The 14,635-nt window shown below is 70.9% G+C and carries 11 protein-coding genes; 2 read left to right on the forward strand and 9 right to left on the reverse strand.

Going from position 1 to position 14,635, the window contains the following annotated elements; translation table 11 throughout:
- Positions 1–4: 4 nt before the first annotated feature.
- The 5 genes from ACFYZB_RS26900 to dxr form a co-directional block, all read right to left on the reverse strand.
- Positions 5–580: a GNAT family N-acetyltransferase gene (locus ACFYZB_RS26900; protein WP_388763141.1), complete on the reverse strand. Its 576-nt coding sequence runs from the start codon at positions 578–580 to the stop codon at positions 5–7.
- Between the two features lie 20 nt (positions 581–600).
- Positions 601–1,449 (reverse strand): GNAT family N-acetyltransferase, encoded by an 849-nt coding sequence (locus tag ACFYZB_RS26905; protein WP_388763143.1) that lies wholly within the window; start codon positions 1,447–1,449, stop codon positions 601–603.
- Between the two features lie 134 nt (positions 1,450–1,583).
- Positions 1,584–2,741 carry a flavodoxin-dependent (E)-4-hydroxy-3-methylbut-2-enyl-diphosphate synthase gene (gene ispG, locus ACFYZB_RS26910; protein WP_351210758.1) on the reverse strand — a complete coding sequence of 386 codons (1,158 nt, stop codon included), beginning with the start codon at positions 2,739–2,741 and terminating at the stop codon, positions 1,584–1,586.
- 169 nt (positions 2,742–2,910) lie between these two features.
- On the reverse strand, positions 2,911–4,212 hold the full coding sequence (locus tag ACFYZB_RS26915) for a M50 family metallopeptidase (RefSeq protein WP_388763145.1): 1,302 nt from the start codon (positions 4,210–4,212) through the stop codon (positions 2,911–2,913).
- Entirely contained in the window at positions 4,209–5,480 is a 1,272-nt protein-coding gene (dxr, locus tag ACFYZB_RS26920; protein ID WP_388763147.1) for a 1-deoxy-D-xylulose-5-phosphate reductoisomerase, read from the reverse strand. Before dxr ends, ACFYZB_RS26915 begins: the two co-directional genes overlap by 4 nt.
- 255 nt (positions 5,481–5,735) lie before the next feature.
- Here dxr and ACFYZB_RS26925 point away from each other — a divergent pair, with 255 nt between their 5' ends.
- Complete coding sequence (locus tag ACFYZB_RS26925) at positions 5,736–6,200, forward strand: hypothetical protein (protein WP_388763148.1); 465 nt, start codon at positions 5,736–5,738, stop codon at positions 6,198–6,200.
- Positions 6,201–6,234: 34 nt separating this feature from the next.
- Here the strand turns inward: ACFYZB_RS26925 and ACFYZB_RS26930 are convergent, their stop codons facing one another.
- On the reverse strand, positions 6,235–8,172 hold the full coding sequence (locus ACFYZB_RS26930) for an acyl-CoA dehydrogenase family protein (RefSeq protein WP_388763150.1): 1,938 nt from the start codon (positions 8,170–8,172) through the stop codon (positions 6,235–6,237).
- A 333-nt stretch (positions 8,173–8,505) separates the two neighbouring features.
- Between ACFYZB_RS26930 and ACFYZB_RS26935 the strand changes: the two genes are divergently transcribed.
- Complete coding sequence (locus tag ACFYZB_RS26935; RefSeq protein WP_388763152.1) at positions 8,506–9,519, forward strand: LacI family DNA-binding transcriptional regulator; 1,014 nt, start codon at positions 8,506–8,508, stop codon at positions 9,517–9,519.
- A 215-nt stretch (positions 9,520–9,734) separates the two neighbouring features.
- On the opposite strand, the gene ACFYZB_RS26940 is transcribed toward ACFYZB_RS26935, so the two are convergent.
- From ACFYZB_RS26940 to ACFYZB_RS26950, 3 genes are all read right to left on the reverse strand, one after another.
- On the reverse strand, positions 9,735–11,096 hold the full coding sequence (locus tag ACFYZB_RS26940; protein WP_388763154.1) for a S8 family serine peptidase: 1,362 nt from the start codon (positions 11,094–11,096) through the stop codon (positions 9,735–9,737).
- A 210-nt stretch (positions 11,097–11,306) separates the two neighbouring features.
- Complete coding sequence (locus ACFYZB_RS26945) at positions 11,307–12,752, reverse strand: aldehyde dehydrogenase family protein (protein ID WP_388763156.1); 1,446 nt, start codon at positions 12,750–12,752, stop codon at positions 11,307–11,309.
- A gap of 163 nt (positions 12,753–12,915) precedes the next feature.
- Entirely contained in the window at positions 12,916–14,574 is a 1,659-nt protein-coding gene (locus ACFYZB_RS26950; protein ID WP_388763158.1) for a PucR family transcriptional regulator, read from the reverse strand.
- Between the last annotated feature and the right edge of the window lie 61 nt (positions 14,575–14,635).

Here is a 14,635-nt window from a genome sequence, read left to right on the forward strand (position 1 = left end):
GAGGTTAGCCGGGCGGGCTGTGCCGGTGGAAATCGGATACGCCCCGGTTCCCTCCACGGAGCAGCGGAAGGCGGGCGCCCATCACCGCGTACGGTTTCGGCGCGCTCGGGAAGTGGACCTGGCGCGCGAGGTCGACGTACCCGAGGGAGAAGTACAGGCCGCGGGCGGGGCTGTCGGTGTCGATCGCGGAGAGGATCGAGCGGGGTTCGGTCGCGGAGTCCGTGATGGCGGTGATCAGGCGGCGGCCGATGCCCCGGTTCTGGTGGTGGGGGTGGACGTGCAGCTCCGTGATCACGAAGGAGTCGTCCAGCCAGAAGTCGTTGCCGGTCGCGCGGAGGTACGGCTCCACGACCGTGGACCACCAGTGGGTGCGGGAGTTGGGCATGCCGTAGACGAAGCCGACGAGGTGTCCGCCGACGCTCGCGCCGAGGGCCCGCGCGCCCGGGAACTGCATGTGCCGCTGGACGATCTGCCGGCGTACCGCGACCTCGTCGGGGCCCAGTCCGAAGGCTACGGCCTGGACGGCCAGGGCCTCGTCGACGCGGGCAGCGAGGTCCAGGGAGCCGATCACGAGGTCCATGCCCGGAGCGTACAGCGGGTTCAGAACAGGACGCTCATGAAAGCGCCCACCTCCTGGAAGCCCACCCTGAGGTACGTCCGCCGCGCCGCCGTGTTGAAGTCGTTCACGTACAGGCTGACGACCGGGGCCACGTCGGCGAGGGCATAGCGCAGCACCGCCGCCATGCCGGGGCCCGCGAGTCCCCTCCCCCGGTACTCGGGTGCCACCCAGACGCCCTGGATCTGGCAGGCCTGGCTGGTCGCCGCGCCGATCTCCGCCTTGAAGACGACCTTGCCGTGCTCGTCGAGGCGGGCGAAGGAGCGGCCGGCGCCGACGAGTTCGGCGACGCGGGCCTGGTAGAGCAGGCCGCCGTCGCCGGCCAGCGGCGATACGCCGACCTCCTCGGTGAACATCGCCACGCAGGCCGGCATGATCGTCTCCATCTCGTCCTTGCGGACGCGGCGGACGTAGGGGTCCGGGGCGATGTCGGCGGGCATGCGGTCGGTGACCATCAGGGGCTGGTGGGGGCGGACCTCGCGGGCGGGTCCCCAGTGGGGTTCCAGCAGGCGCCACAGCGCGGCGGTGGGTTCGGCCGGGCCGACGATGGAGGAGCAGCGCCGGCCGGCTCTTCGCGCCCGGTCCGCGAAGGCGCGGACGGCGCGCGGGGTGGCGCAGACCGGGACCAGGTTGGCGCCCGCGTAGCACAGGGACGTGAGCATGCCGTCCTCGTACCAGCCCCACATCTCGCCGCCGAGGCGCCAGGGGTCGAGTCCCGCGACCTGGACCCGGGAGGTCACGAAGGCGTTCGCGACCGGCTCGCGGCCGAGGACGGCGAGCGCGGCGTCAAGGTCGCTCGGTTCGAGCACCCGGGAGGTGGTCTGGGTCAACACGTACGGGGCCTCACCCTGGGGTTCTGCTGGTCCCGGAACTATAGCCGCGCTGCTTCGGACGTGCGCCTCGGCGCCCCCTGGGGGCCGAGGCCCCCGGGGGCGCGGAAAACCCGGGCCCAGGGTGGGTGGGGTTCTCAGCCGGCCACCGACACCGACGGCTCGCCGGAGGCCACGCCGTCCTTCTCCATCTGCTCGGCCAGCTTCATGGCCTCCTCGATGAGGGTCTCCACGATCCTGGACTCGGGGACGGTCTTGATGACCTCGCCCTTGACGAAGATCTGGCCCTTGCCGTTGCCGGAGGCGACGCCGAGGTCGGCCTCGCGGGCCTCGCCCGGACCGTTCACCACACAGCCCATGACGGCCACGCGCAGCGGGACCTCCATACCGGTCAGACCGGCCGTGACCTCTTCCGCGAGCTTGTAGACGTCCACCTGGGCGCGGCCGCAGGACGGGCAGGAGACGATCTCCAGGCCGCGCTGGCGCAGGCCGAGCGACTGCAGGATCTGGAGGCCGACCTTGACCTCCTCGACGGGGGGAGCCGAGAGGGACACGCGGATCGTGTCGCCGATGCCCTGGGAGAGGAGCGCGCCGAAGGCCACCGCCGACTTGATCGTGCCCTGGAACGCCGGGCCCGCCTCCGTCACGCCGAGGTGGAGGGGGTACTCGCACTGCTCGGCGAGCTGGCGGTAGGCCTCGATCATGACGACCGGGTCATTGTGCTTGACGGAGATCTTGATGTCCCGGAAGTCGTGCTCCTCGAAGAGGGACGCCTCCCACAGGGCGCTCTCCACCAGGGCCTCCGGCGTCGCCTTGCCGTACTTCTGGAGCAGACGCTTGTCCAGGGAGCCGGCGTTGACGCCGATGCGGATCGGGGTGCCGTGGTCCTTGGCGGCCTTGGCGATCTCCTTGACCTTGTCGTCGAACTGCTTGATGTTGCCGGGGTTGACGCGGACCGCGGCGCAGCCGGCCTCGATGGCGGCGAAGACGTACTTGGGCTGGAAGTGGATGTCCGCGATGACCGGGATCTGGGACTTGCGGGCGATGGTCGCCAGGGCGTCCGCGTCGTCCTGCGTCGGGCACGCCACCCGCACGATCTGGCAGCCGGACGCGGTCAGCTCGGCGATCTGCTGGAGGGTGGCGCCGATGTCGGACGTACGGGTCGTGGTCATGGACTGGACCGAGACGGGCGCGTCTCCGCCGACCGCCACACTTCCGACCTGGATCTGCCGGCTCTTCCGGCGCTCGGCGAGCTTGGTCGGAACGGACGGCATGCCGAGAGAAATCGCAGTCATCTGCTGTGCAACCCCAAGTCGTGGATCAAGGTCCGGTCCCGTGAACGGCGGGCTCCAGGCCTCGAGATTACGCCACCGGCCTTGGCGCGGGCACATCCCACCCGGCAAACCCACTCAATGGGAGGCGGCCCGGAAGACATCCTTCCGGGCCGCCTCGAACACCACGTGGCTAGGAGATTTTCACCGGGTTAACCACGTCCGCGATGAGCACCAGGACGGTGAAGCAGACGAAGATCCCCGCCACCACGTACGCCACCGGCATCAGCTTCGCCACGTCGAACGGACCCGGGTCCGGGCGGCGCAGCACCCGTGCCACGTTGCGCCGCAGGGCCTCCCACAGGGCGCCCGCGATGTGTCCGCCGTCGAGCGGGAGCAGCGGGAGCATGTTGAACAGGAACAGGGAGAGGTTGAAGCCGGCGAGGAGCATCACGAACATCGCCAGTTGCTGGGAGGCGGGGATGTTCAGCGTGGCGATGTCGCCGGTGATGCGGGCCGCGCCGACGATGCCGATCGGGGAGTCCGGCTGGCGCGGGGCGTTGCCGAAGGCGGCGTCCCACAGGGCCGGGATCTTGGCGGGCAGGGCGGCGAGGGAGTCGACGGCGTCGCCGACCCGGTCGCTCATCCAGGTCACGGACTGGCCGAAGTCCTGGTGGACGACGCCGGTGGCGGCGCTGAAGCCGAGGAAGCCCGCCGGGACGAAGCCCTGGACGTACTGCCCGCCGGCGTCCTTCTTGGCGACCATGTTGGTGGTGATCTTCGCGTGCAGGGTCACGTCCTGGCCCTTGCGGTCGACGACGATCGCGACGTTCTTGCCCGCGCTGTCCCGGATGAGGTCCGAGAGGGTGTTCCAGTCCCTGGTCCGCACGCCGTCGAAGGAGAGGATCCTGTCGCCCGCCTTCAGCCCGGCCTTCTGCGCCGGGGAGACCGGGTCGGACTTCTTGCAGGTGTCGCGGTGCTCGCTCTGGGCGATGGAGCACGGCGAGACCGAGGCGACCGTGGTCGTCTGCTGCTGGATGCCGAAGCCCATCAGGACCGTGAAGAACAGGGCGATCGCAAGGATCAGGTTCATGAAGGGGCCCGCGAACATGACGATGACGCGCTTCCACGGCTTGCGCGTGTAGAACATGCGCGTCTCGTCGCCGGGCTGGAGCTCCTCGAAGGCCGCCGAGCGGGCGTCCTCGATCATGCCGCGCCACGGGGAGGTGGAGCGGGCGGAGACACGGCCCTGGTCGTCGGGCGGGAACATGCCGATCATGCGGATGTAGCCGCCGAGCGGGACCGCCTTGACGCCGTACTCGGTCTCGCCCTTCTTCCGCGACCAGACGGTCGGGCCGAAGCCGACCATGTACTGGGGCACGCGGATGCCGAAGAGCTTGGCCGTGGACAGGTGCCCCAGCTCGTGCCAGGCGATCGAGACGAGCAGGCCGACCGCGAAGACCACTATGCCGAGGATGAACATCAAGGTCGTCATGCACGCGCCTCCGCGGTCGCCTTCGTGCCGGTGAGCTGACGGGCCCGGGTGCGGGCCCAGGTCTCCGCTTCGAGGACGTCCGACACGGTGAGTGAAGTTCCCCGGTCCGGGGTGCCGTGTTCCTCGACCACCCGGGTGACGGTCTCCATGATGCCGTTGAAGGGCAGTGCGCCGCTGCGGAAGGCCTCGACGCACTCCTCGTTGGCCGCATTGAACACCGCCGGGGCCGTGCCCGCGAGCTGCCCCACGTGCCGGGCGAGGTTCACCGAGGGGAAGGCCTCGTTGTCCAGCGGGAAGAACTCCCAGGTGGAGGCCTTGCTCCAGTCGAAGGCGGGTGCCGCGTCGGGGACGCGTTCGGGCCAGCCCAGACCGATGGCGATGGGCCCGCGCATGTCGGGGGGCGTCGCCTGGGCGATCGTGGATCCGTCGGTGAACTCGACCATCGAGTGGACATACGACTGGGGATGCACGACCACCTCAATGCGCTCGAAGGGAATGTCGTAGAGGAGGTGTGCCTCGATGACCTCCAGGCCCTTGTTGACGAGGGTCGCGGAGTTGATCGTGATGACCGGGCCCATCGCCCAGGTGGGGTGGGCGAGGGCGTCCTCGACGGTCACGTGCGCCAGCTCGGCCTTCGTCCGGCCGCGGAAGGGGCCGCCGGACGCCGTCACCACCAGCTTGCGGACGTCGGCCCTCGTCCCCGACGCCAGCGCCTGGAAGAGGGCCGCGTGCTCGGAGTCCACCGGGATGATCTGGCCCGGCTTGGCGAGCGCCTTGACCAGCGGGCCGCCGACGATCAGGGACTCCTTGTTGGCGAGCGCCAGGGTGCGGCCCGCCTCCAGGGCGGCGAGGGTGGGCGCGAGGCCGATGGAGCCGGTGATGCCGTTCAGCACGGTGTGGCAGGCGGAGGCGGCGAGCTGGGTGGCCGCGCCCGGTCCGGCGAGGATCTCGGGCAGCGGCTCGCCGGGGCCGTACTCGGCGGCGAGCGCCTCGCGCAGGGCGGGTACGACGTCCTCGCGGGCGACCGCGACGGTGCGCACCCGCAGCCGGTGCGCCTGCTCGGCGAGGAGGGCGATGCGGCCGCCGTTCGCGGACAGGGCGGTGACCCGGAACCGGTCGGGGTGGCGCAGCACGAGGTCGATGGCCTGGGTGCCGATGGATCCGGTGGAGCCGAGGATCACCACGTCCTTGGGGCTGTCGCCCGCGAGGGGGTCGTAGACGAGGTGCGGATCGGCGAGGGGTGCCGGATGGGCAGGGCTGTCGGTCATCCCCCCATTGTTGCCCCAACCGGCGAGGGCCCGGACACGGCATCCCCCGGGCGGGTGTCCCGGAGGGTTTCATCGCCGACGGTCGCCGACGGTCGCCGACGGAGCGGTTTCCCCTTGTGAAGGCGTAATGAAGATCATACTTCTGAATTCGCGCGCGTCCGGCCCGCCGGTGATGGCATCCTTCCCGTGGCGCCCTTCGAGGAGGGCGCGCGCAACTGGGGGAACAACAGGGGGAGGAAGACCACCTTGAACCGCATGCGTACGACCGCGGCCGCGCTGGCCACCGCCGGTGTGCTGGCAGCCACTCAGCTCGCCTTCGCCGGGGGCGCGGCCGCCGCCACCCGGGCTCCGCAGGGCACCGGCTGCCCGATCGACATCGTCTACCCGAGCCGCTTCTACTACGACTCGCACGGCTGGGTCACCAACGGGGGTCTGTACTTCGGCCTCAAGAGCAAGACGGCCACGAGCTTCAAGAAGGTGACGTTCAGCGTCACGAACGTCAAGAACCTCCGCTTCGGCAAGGCCAAGCCCACCGGCGGAACGATCACTCACAACTCGTCCACCTCGGTGTCCGTCTACACGGGGACGTTCAAGGGCAGGGCGAGCCTGGGCATGAGGATCCCCACGCACCTGCTCAACACCCGCAGCTACCAGCTGAAGTTCGCCCTGCACGGCTCGGGCTGGACCTGCGCCGTGAACCAGGGCACCTGGGGCAACTGACCCCAGGCGCCCGGTCGGCCGGCGGGAGGGCGGCTCAGTCGCCGAAGGGGCGGCGCTCGCTCTCCCGCGCCGAGGGTCCGAGGGTCGCGTCGGCGATCCACGGCCCGTCGCCGGACGGGTCGAGGATGCCGTCCTCCAGCCAGGTGTAGGCCCCGCCGAGCACGCCCTTGACCACCTTGCGGTCGAGGGCGTCGGTGTTGGTCCACAGCCGGTCGAAGAGTTCCTCGATCCGGATGCGGGCCTGGCGGCAGAAAGCGTCAGCCAGTTGGTAGGCCTCGCGGCCGTGTTCGCCCCGGCTGCGCAGCAGTTCGGCCCGGACGCAGACCGCGCTCATCGCGAACAGCTCGGCGCCGATGTCCACGATCCGTCCGAGGAAGCCCTGCTTGGTCTCCATCCGGCCCTGCCAGCGGGACATGGCGTAGAAGGTGGAGCGGGCCAGCTTGCGGGCGGTGCGCTCGACATGGCGCAGATGCCCGGACAGATCGACCTCGTGCTTGAACTCGCCGTAGGACAGGGGGAGTTGGCCCGGCCCGGCGACCAGCTTCGGCAGCCACTTGGCGTAGAAGACGCCCGCGTGCGCGCCCGCCTTCGCCTTGTCGGACAGGGACTTGTCGGGGTCGATGAGGTCACCGGCGACCGAGAGGTGGGCGTCGACGGCCTCGCGGGCGATCAGCAGGTGCATGATCTCCGTCGAGCCTTCGAAGATGCGGTTGATGCGCAGGTCGCGCAGCATCTGCTCGGCGGGGACCGCCCGTTCGCCACGGGCCCTGAGCGACTCGGCGGTCTCGTAGCCGCGGCCGCCGCGGATCTGGACCAGTTCGTCGGCCATCTTCCAGGCCATCTCGGAGCCGTAGAGCTTGGCGAGGGCGGCCTCGATGCGGATGTCGTTGCGGTCCTCGTCGGCCATCTGGGAGGAGAGGTCGAGGACGGCCTCCAGGGCGAAGGTGGTGGCCGCGATGAAGCTGATCTTGGAGCCCACGGCCTCGTGCAGCGCCACCGGCTTGCCCCACTGCTCGCGCTCCGCCGACCACTCGCGGGCGATCTTCAGGCACCACTTCCCGGCGCCCGCGCACATCGCCGGCAGCGACAGCCGGCCGGTGTTCAACGTCGTCAACGCGATCTTCAGGCCCGCGCCCTCGGGGCCGATCCGGTTCGCGGCGGGGACCCGCACCTGGTGGAAGCGGGTGACGCCGTTCTCGATGCCGCGCAGCCCCATGAAGGCGTTGCGGTTCTCGACGGTGATGCCCTCGCTGGTCGCCTCCACCACGAACGCGGTGATGCCGCCCTTGTGCCCCTCGGACTTCGGCACCCGCGCCATGACCACGAGCAGGTCGGCGACCACCCCGTTGGTGGTCCACAGCTTCACCCCGTCGAGGACGTAGTCGTCCCCGTCGGGTACGGCCGTGGTGGCGAGGCGGGCCGGGTCGGAGCCGACGTCCGGCTCGGTGAGCAGGAAGGCGGAGATGTCGGTGCGGGCACAGCGGGGCAGGAAGGCGTCCTTCTGCTCCTGGGTGCCGAACATCTTCAGCGGCTGGGGCACGCCGATCGACTGGTGGGCGGAGAGCAGCGCGCCGACGGCGGGGCTCGCGGAGCCGACCAGGGCGAGGGCCTTGTTGTAGTAGAGCTGGGTGAGGCCGAGACCGCCGTACTTGGGGTCGATCTTCATGCCGAGGGCGCCGAGTTCCTTCAGGCCCGTGACGACCTCGTCGGGGATGCGGGCCTCGCGCTCGATGCGGGCGGTGTCGATCGTGGACTCGCAGAACGCGCGCAGTTTGGCGAGGAACTCCTCGCCGCGCCGGACGCTCTCGGGGTCCGGGAGCGGGTGGGGGTGGATGAGGTCGAGCCGGAAGCGCCCGAGGAACAGCTCCTTGGCGAAGCTGGGCTTGTGCCAGTCCTGCTGCCGGGCGGCCTCCGCCACCTGACGGGCCTCGCGCTCGGTGACGGTGGTACGTGAAGTGGTGGGGGCCGACATGAGGCTCACCTCGCCGCGAAGAGGGATGATTGCGGACCGTTCGTTACCGACCAGTGCTACTGGATCGTTGGTACCCGAAACGGGCCGACCTCACCACCCCTCGCGCGTCCATCCGGCCGAAAGCCCTGCCGGAGGCCGGGCGCATGGGTGTGTACTGCTTCTCGGTGGCGCGTCCGGCATATCGACCAACGAGAAGTTGTCGAAGCGCTTCGACAGCCTCTGGACACCCCGCCCCGACTGAGGCTAATGTCAATCCCACCCTCAATCTCACCCTCACTCAGGCCCCTCAGTAACGCGCGGCAGTCGAAGCGCTTCACACAGCTTGGAGCACGGATGGTCACCCTCGCCGAGGTCGCCCAGCACGCCGGAGTCTCGGCGAGCACGGTGAGCTATGTCCTCAGCGGCAAGCGGTCCATCTCCGCGACCACCCGGCAGCGGGTCGAGCAGAGCATCCGGGAACTGGGCTACCACCCCAACGCCGGCGCCCGCGCCCTGGCCGGCAAGCGGTCGAACATCATCGCGCTGATGATCCCGCTGCGCACCGACATGTACGTGCCGGTGATGATGGAGATCGCCATCGCGGTGGCCACCACGGCCCGCAACCACGGCTACGACGTCCTGCTGCTCACCGGAGAGGAGGGGCCCGACGCGGTGCGCCGGGTGACCGGCAGCGGTCTCGCCGACGCGATGATCCTGATGGACGTCGAGCTGGAGGACGAGCGGCTGCCGCTGCTGCGCAGCACCGACCAGCCGTCCGTCCTGATCGGACTGCCCGCCGACACCACCGGCCTGACCTGCGTCGACCTGGACTGGACCGCGACGGGCGCGATGTGCGTGGAGCACCTGGCGGGGCTCGGCCACCGTGACATCGCTGTCATCGGCGAGGCCCCGGCCGTCTACGAGCGGCACACCGGTTTCGCCGAGCGCACCCTCGACGGACTGCGTTCCCGGGCCCGCGAGACGGGCGTACGGGTGCTGCACCGCCCGTGCGACGGCGGCTACGACGCGATGGCCGTGACCCTGGCCCGGATCCTCGACGAGCGGCCGGCCACGACCGGGTTCGTGGTGCAGAACGAGTCGGCGGTGGAACCGCTGCTCGCGCTGCTGCGCCAGCAGGGGCGGGCGGTGCCGGAGGACGTGTCCGTGGTCGCGATCTGCCCGGACCAGATCGCCGTGCAGGCCTCGGTGCGGCTGACCTCGGTCGCCATCCCGGCGCAGGAGATGGGCCGGTACGCGGTCGAGCACCTCGTGGCCAAGCTGGACGGGCGGGGCGGCGACGAGGTCGTGCTGCTCGCGCCCGAGCTCACGGTGCGGGCGAGTTCGGGACCGGCACCGGCCGCCTCCTGACGTACCTCCCCGTGCTCCGGTCGCGTCCGGGGCACGCCTCTGCCCGCCTTGCCCGAAGTCCCGCACCCCTTCAGGAGCATGCGGTGCATCAGCTGCGGCGGGGGGGAGGTCCGGAGGACGCCGGCGACGCACAGGGGCCCGGCACCGAAAGGCAGCGGTGCCGGGCCCCTTCTGCAGGGCGGGCAGCGCCCTGCAGAGCCTGAAAACAGTGACCGTCAGTGGTTCTTGGCGAGGGCGGACACGAAACGCAGGGCGTCGAGCGTGCCCACGCCGGTGGCCATGTCGTAGCCGTTGACGGCCTTGTAGCCCTTGACGCCCTGGTAGCTGTTGTCGGTGCCGTCGTTGACGTCGACGATGCCCGGGTTCTTCTGCTTCAGCAGGGTGTAGAGCGCCGGGTTGAGGTCACCCAGACGGTGGCCGGCCGCCTGGTCGGCGAGGGCGACGATGCCCGAGAACAGCGGGCTGGCCTCGCTGGTGCCGCCGGAGACGTCCCAGCCGGTGGCGGTCGGGTCGTAGCTGGAGTACACCCAGGCACCGCCGTTGACCGCCGCGGCCATCGAGATGTCCGGGGTGCCGCGGCGGGTGCCGACGACGTTCTTCACACCGTCCTGGAAGCCCGGGCGGGTGAACACGTGGGACTGGCCGCCGCCGCCCGCGCCGTAGTCGTTGTAGACGCTGTCCGGCTTGACGCGCTCGCCCTTGTCGTTCAGGTGGAGCTGGGTGCCGCCGATGGAGGTGACCAACGGGTCCGACGACGGCCACGAGTTGACGGGCTTGTTGTAGTACGTCTTGCCGTCCGCCTTCATGTCGGTGGCGCCGCCGTCGCCGGAGGAGCCGAGCACGGTCACGTGCTTGCGCTGCGCGGCCTCGAAGGCGTACCGCAGCTTCTTGATGCTGGAGAAGTCGCCCTTGTCGAAGCCCGGGAAGGTGTCCTCGGTGGCGCCGAAGCTCTGGCTGATGACGTCGCCGACACCGTGGTCGATCAGGTACTTCTCGGCGGACATCATCTCCGGCAGACCGGTGGTGCCCTCGGTCTCGGCGACGGCCGTCTCCACCAGGACGATCTTCGCGCCCGGCGCGACGGCGTGGGCCATCTCGACGTCCAGCGAGGTCTCGCCGGCCCAGCCGGTCATGTCGGAGTTCTTGGGGTCGAACTTCGGGACGTGACCCCACTTGACGACGTCGACCTTGGTGCTGGGCAGCCCGAACTGCTTGCTGTAGACGTCCAGATCGTGCTGGACGGTCGGGGACCCGAAGGAGTCGACGATGACGATCGTACGGCCCTTGCCCGTGATGCCCTTCTTGTACAGCGGGTTCAGGTCGTACGCGGTGCGGTACTGCAGCGGGTTGTAGCAGTTGATGTGCCACTTGGCCTGGCACTGGGCGATGGGGAGGGGGCTGGCCACGCCGTGGACCAGGTTGTGCCCCGCGATGGCCGGCTGCGCGAAGGTGTGCGGTACGCCGGCGGGCGCGGCGCTGGTGGCGCCGGCCGAGGAGATGGTCGCCAGTCCTGCGGCGACGAGTGCGGCGGTGGCGGCGGAAGCCGCGAGGCCGCGCCCGGTACGGGCTATGCGCATGTGTTCCCCTGACAAATCCCTGAGACGTCCTGAGTCGGACGAACTGGTCAGGCGCATCCCATCGGGAGAGTCATGGACAGAACAAGACACACAGCAGGACTCTTGAACAGCCGATGTCGAATCCTTTACTCAGGGACAGGAAACGACAGCGGCCGGTGCCCCCGCACAGTGGGCACCGGCCGCTGCCGTTTCCGACCTGTCCGTGGCAGGTCAGAGCGCGAGACCGGTCAGGACCAGCACGCGCTCGTAGGTGTAGTCCTCCATCGCGAACCGCACGCCTTCGCGGCCCACGCCGGACTGCTTGGCGCCGCCGTACGGCATCTGGTCCGCGCGGTAGGACGGGACGTCGCCGATCACCACGCCGCCGACCTCGAGGGCACGGTGGGCGCGGAAGGCGACCTGCAGGTCGTGGGTGAACACGCCCGCCTGGAGGCCGTACTTGGAGTCGTTGACCGCGGCGAAGGCCGCCGCCTCGCCGTCCACCTTCTGCACGGTCAGGACCGGTCCGAAGACCTCCTCGCAGGCGAGGGTGACGTCCGCCGGTACGTCGGTGAGGACGGTCGGCGCGTAGGAGGCGCCGTCACGGTCGCCACCGGTGAGCAGCTGAGCGCCGGCCTCGACGGCCTCCTTCACCCAGGACTCCACGCGCTTGGCGGCGTCCTCGCTGACCAGCGGGCCGACGTCCGTCTTGGCGTCGGAGGGGTCACCGGTGACCTGGGCCTCGACGGCGGCGACGATGCGCGGCAGCAGGCGGTCGTAGACGGCGGCGTCGGCGATGACGCGCTGCACGGAGATGCAGGACTGGCCGCCCTGGTAGTTGGAGAAGGTCGCGATGCGGGTCGCGGCCCAGTCCAGGTCCGCGTCGCTCGCGAAGTCGGCGAGGACGACGGCCGCGCCGTTGCCGCCCAGCTCCAGCGTGCAGTGCTTGCGCGGCACCGAGTCCATGATCGCGTAGCCGACCTTGTCCGAACCGGTGAAGGAGATCACCGGCAGACGCTCGTCCTGGACCAGGGCGGGCATGCGGTCGTTCGGGACCGGCAGGACCGACCAGGAGCCGGCCGGCAGCTCGGTCTCGGCCAGCAGCTCGCCCAGGACCAGGCCGGAGAGCGGGGTGGCCGGGGCCGGCTTCAGGATGATCGGCGCACCGACGGCGATCGCCGGGGCGACCTTGTGGGCGCACAGGTTCAGCGGGAAGTTGAACGGCGCGATGCCGAGCACGACACCCTTCGGGAACCGGCGGGTCAGCGCCAGCCGGCCCTGGCCGCCGGCGTCGGTGTCGAGCCGCTGGGCCTCGCCGCCGTTGAACCGGCGGGCCTCCTCGGCGGCGAACCGGAACACGGAGACGGCGCGACCGACTTCCCCGCGGGCCCACTTGACGGGCTTGCCGTTCTCGGCGGAGATCAGCTGGGCGATCTCCTCGGTGCGCTCGACCAGCCGCTTGCTGACGTGGTCCAGGGCGGCGGCGCGCACGTGCGCCGGGGTGGCGGCGAACTCGTCCCGCACGGCGTACGCGGCGGCCACGGCCTCCTCGACCTGGGCGTCGGTCGGCACGCCGACCTTGCCGACGAGCCGGCCGTCCCACGGTGAGGTGACGTCGAAGGTGTCCTCGCCGGTGACCTGGCGGCCGGCGAGCCAGAAGGCGTGGATCGAAGTCATGCGCGATTCCCGGCCTTTCCGCGTTGGAGGTGTGCTTGGCTTTCGTGGTCCACGGTAGGGCGGGGGTGACCCGGGGTCGCTTGTCCGGGTCGTAGCAGTAGCCGGAGCGCGCACTACTTTTTGGACTATTCGGTGCTGCTCTGCTCGCACTGTTCGGCGCCGGTCATTCGGTGCTGGTCGCCTTCAGGGCGAGCCACAGCTCCATCCGCACGTCCGGGTCGTCCAGGGACCGCCCCAGAATCTCCTCGACGCGCCGCATCCGGTACCGGAGCGTGTGCCGGTGCACCCCGAGGTCCGCGGCCGCGGCGTCCCACTGCCCGTGCCGCGACAGCCACGCCCGCAGTGAGGCGACCAGATCGCCCCGCCCCGTCGCGTCGTGCTCGTGCAACGCCCGAAGCAACCCGTCCGCGAACGCCTTCACCGCGTCGTCGGCGAGCAACGGCAGCACGGACCCCGCGGCCAGCTGCTCGTGCTCCACCAGCACCCGCCCCCTCCGCCGCGCCACCGACAGCGCCTGCTCGGCCTGCTTGTAGGCGGCCGCGGCGGCGATCGGCCCGGCCGGCGCGGACAACCCGACGACCAGTTCCTCCTCCTGGCCCCCGGCCTGCTCCGCCACCGCTCGTGCCGCCTCGAGCGCGGTGGCGTACTGCGTACAGGCGGCCACCGCCGCTCCCCCGTCCGTGGCGAGCACCACCAGCCGCTCCCCCTCGGGCACGACCAGCACGGCCTCCCCCGAGCGCGCGGCGGCGGACTCCATGCTCTCCGCCAGCCCGCCCAGCGGATCACCGCTCAGGTCACCGGCGTCGGGCACGCCGCCGCCGGCACCCGCCGTCCGCACGTGACGATGGGCATCGGCGTGCGCCCGAGCGGCGGATCCCGGCACCGACTCGGCGACGATCATCCGGAACGGCGCGTCGAGCAGTCCGCCGTACAGGTCGCCGGCGACGGCACGGGCGTGGTCGGGCTCCCCGGCGAGGAGCATGCGCAGCACGGCCGTGCCGACGCGCTGTTCGGCCGCGTGCAGGGAGCGGGAGCGTTCGGTGGTGAGGGTGAGCAGGGCGATGGCGGAGTGCACGGCGTACCGCTCGGCGGTGCCGAGGGCGGCGGCGGTGCCGACGGCGAGCGCCGCGCGCGGTCGCCGCCCCGTCCCCAGGGAGTGCAGCTCGACCCGGTCCTCGTGATCGGGCCCGCCGACCACGGAGGAGGCGGGCGCGGGACGCTCCCGCAGTCGCTCGACGTCCGCCGTCAGCCGAGCGGCACGCCGCCCGGCCCACTCGGGCGCGGCGGCGACGACGCAGCCGGAGGCGTCGTACAGCGCGGCCCATCCGTCGACCTGCCCGGCGAGCGCGCCGAGCAGCCCCTCGGGCCCGGAGGTCAGCGCCTGCTTGGTCAGCTCGCGCTGCGCGGCGAACCCGGCGGTGACGGCCCGGTACTGGTCGGCGGCGATGGCGGCGGAGACGGCCTTGCTGATGGCGAGGAAGGGGGTACGCCGGGGAACCTCCAGCAGCGGCAGCCCGTCCGTCCGACAGGCGTCGACGAGAGCCGCCGGAACCTCCTCGTAGTTGACGCCCACGGCGAAGCCGAGCCCCACGACACCGGCCCCGACCAGCCGCTTCACATACCGCCGCATGGCCTCGGGATCTTCCGCGTCCAGCTTCAGCGCGGTGATCAGCAGCAGCTCGCCGCCCTCCATGTACGGCACCGGGTCGGCCAGCTCACTGACGTGGGCCCAGCGGACGGGCACGTCGAGGCGGTCCTCGCCCGCGCGCACGGTCAGCTTCAGCGCGGAGTGGTGGACGAGCGAGGCGAGGGTAGGGGGCATCGGTCCTTCAGATGACGGAACACCGGGCGTTCAGGCGGACACTGTGACGACGCGATGGATC

It is taken from the genome of Streptomyces sp. NPDC001852 (assembly GCF_042891825.1).
In the GTDB taxonomy this organism is placed as follows: domain Bacteria; phylum Actinomycetota; class Actinomycetes; order Streptomycetales; family Streptomycetaceae; genus Streptomyces.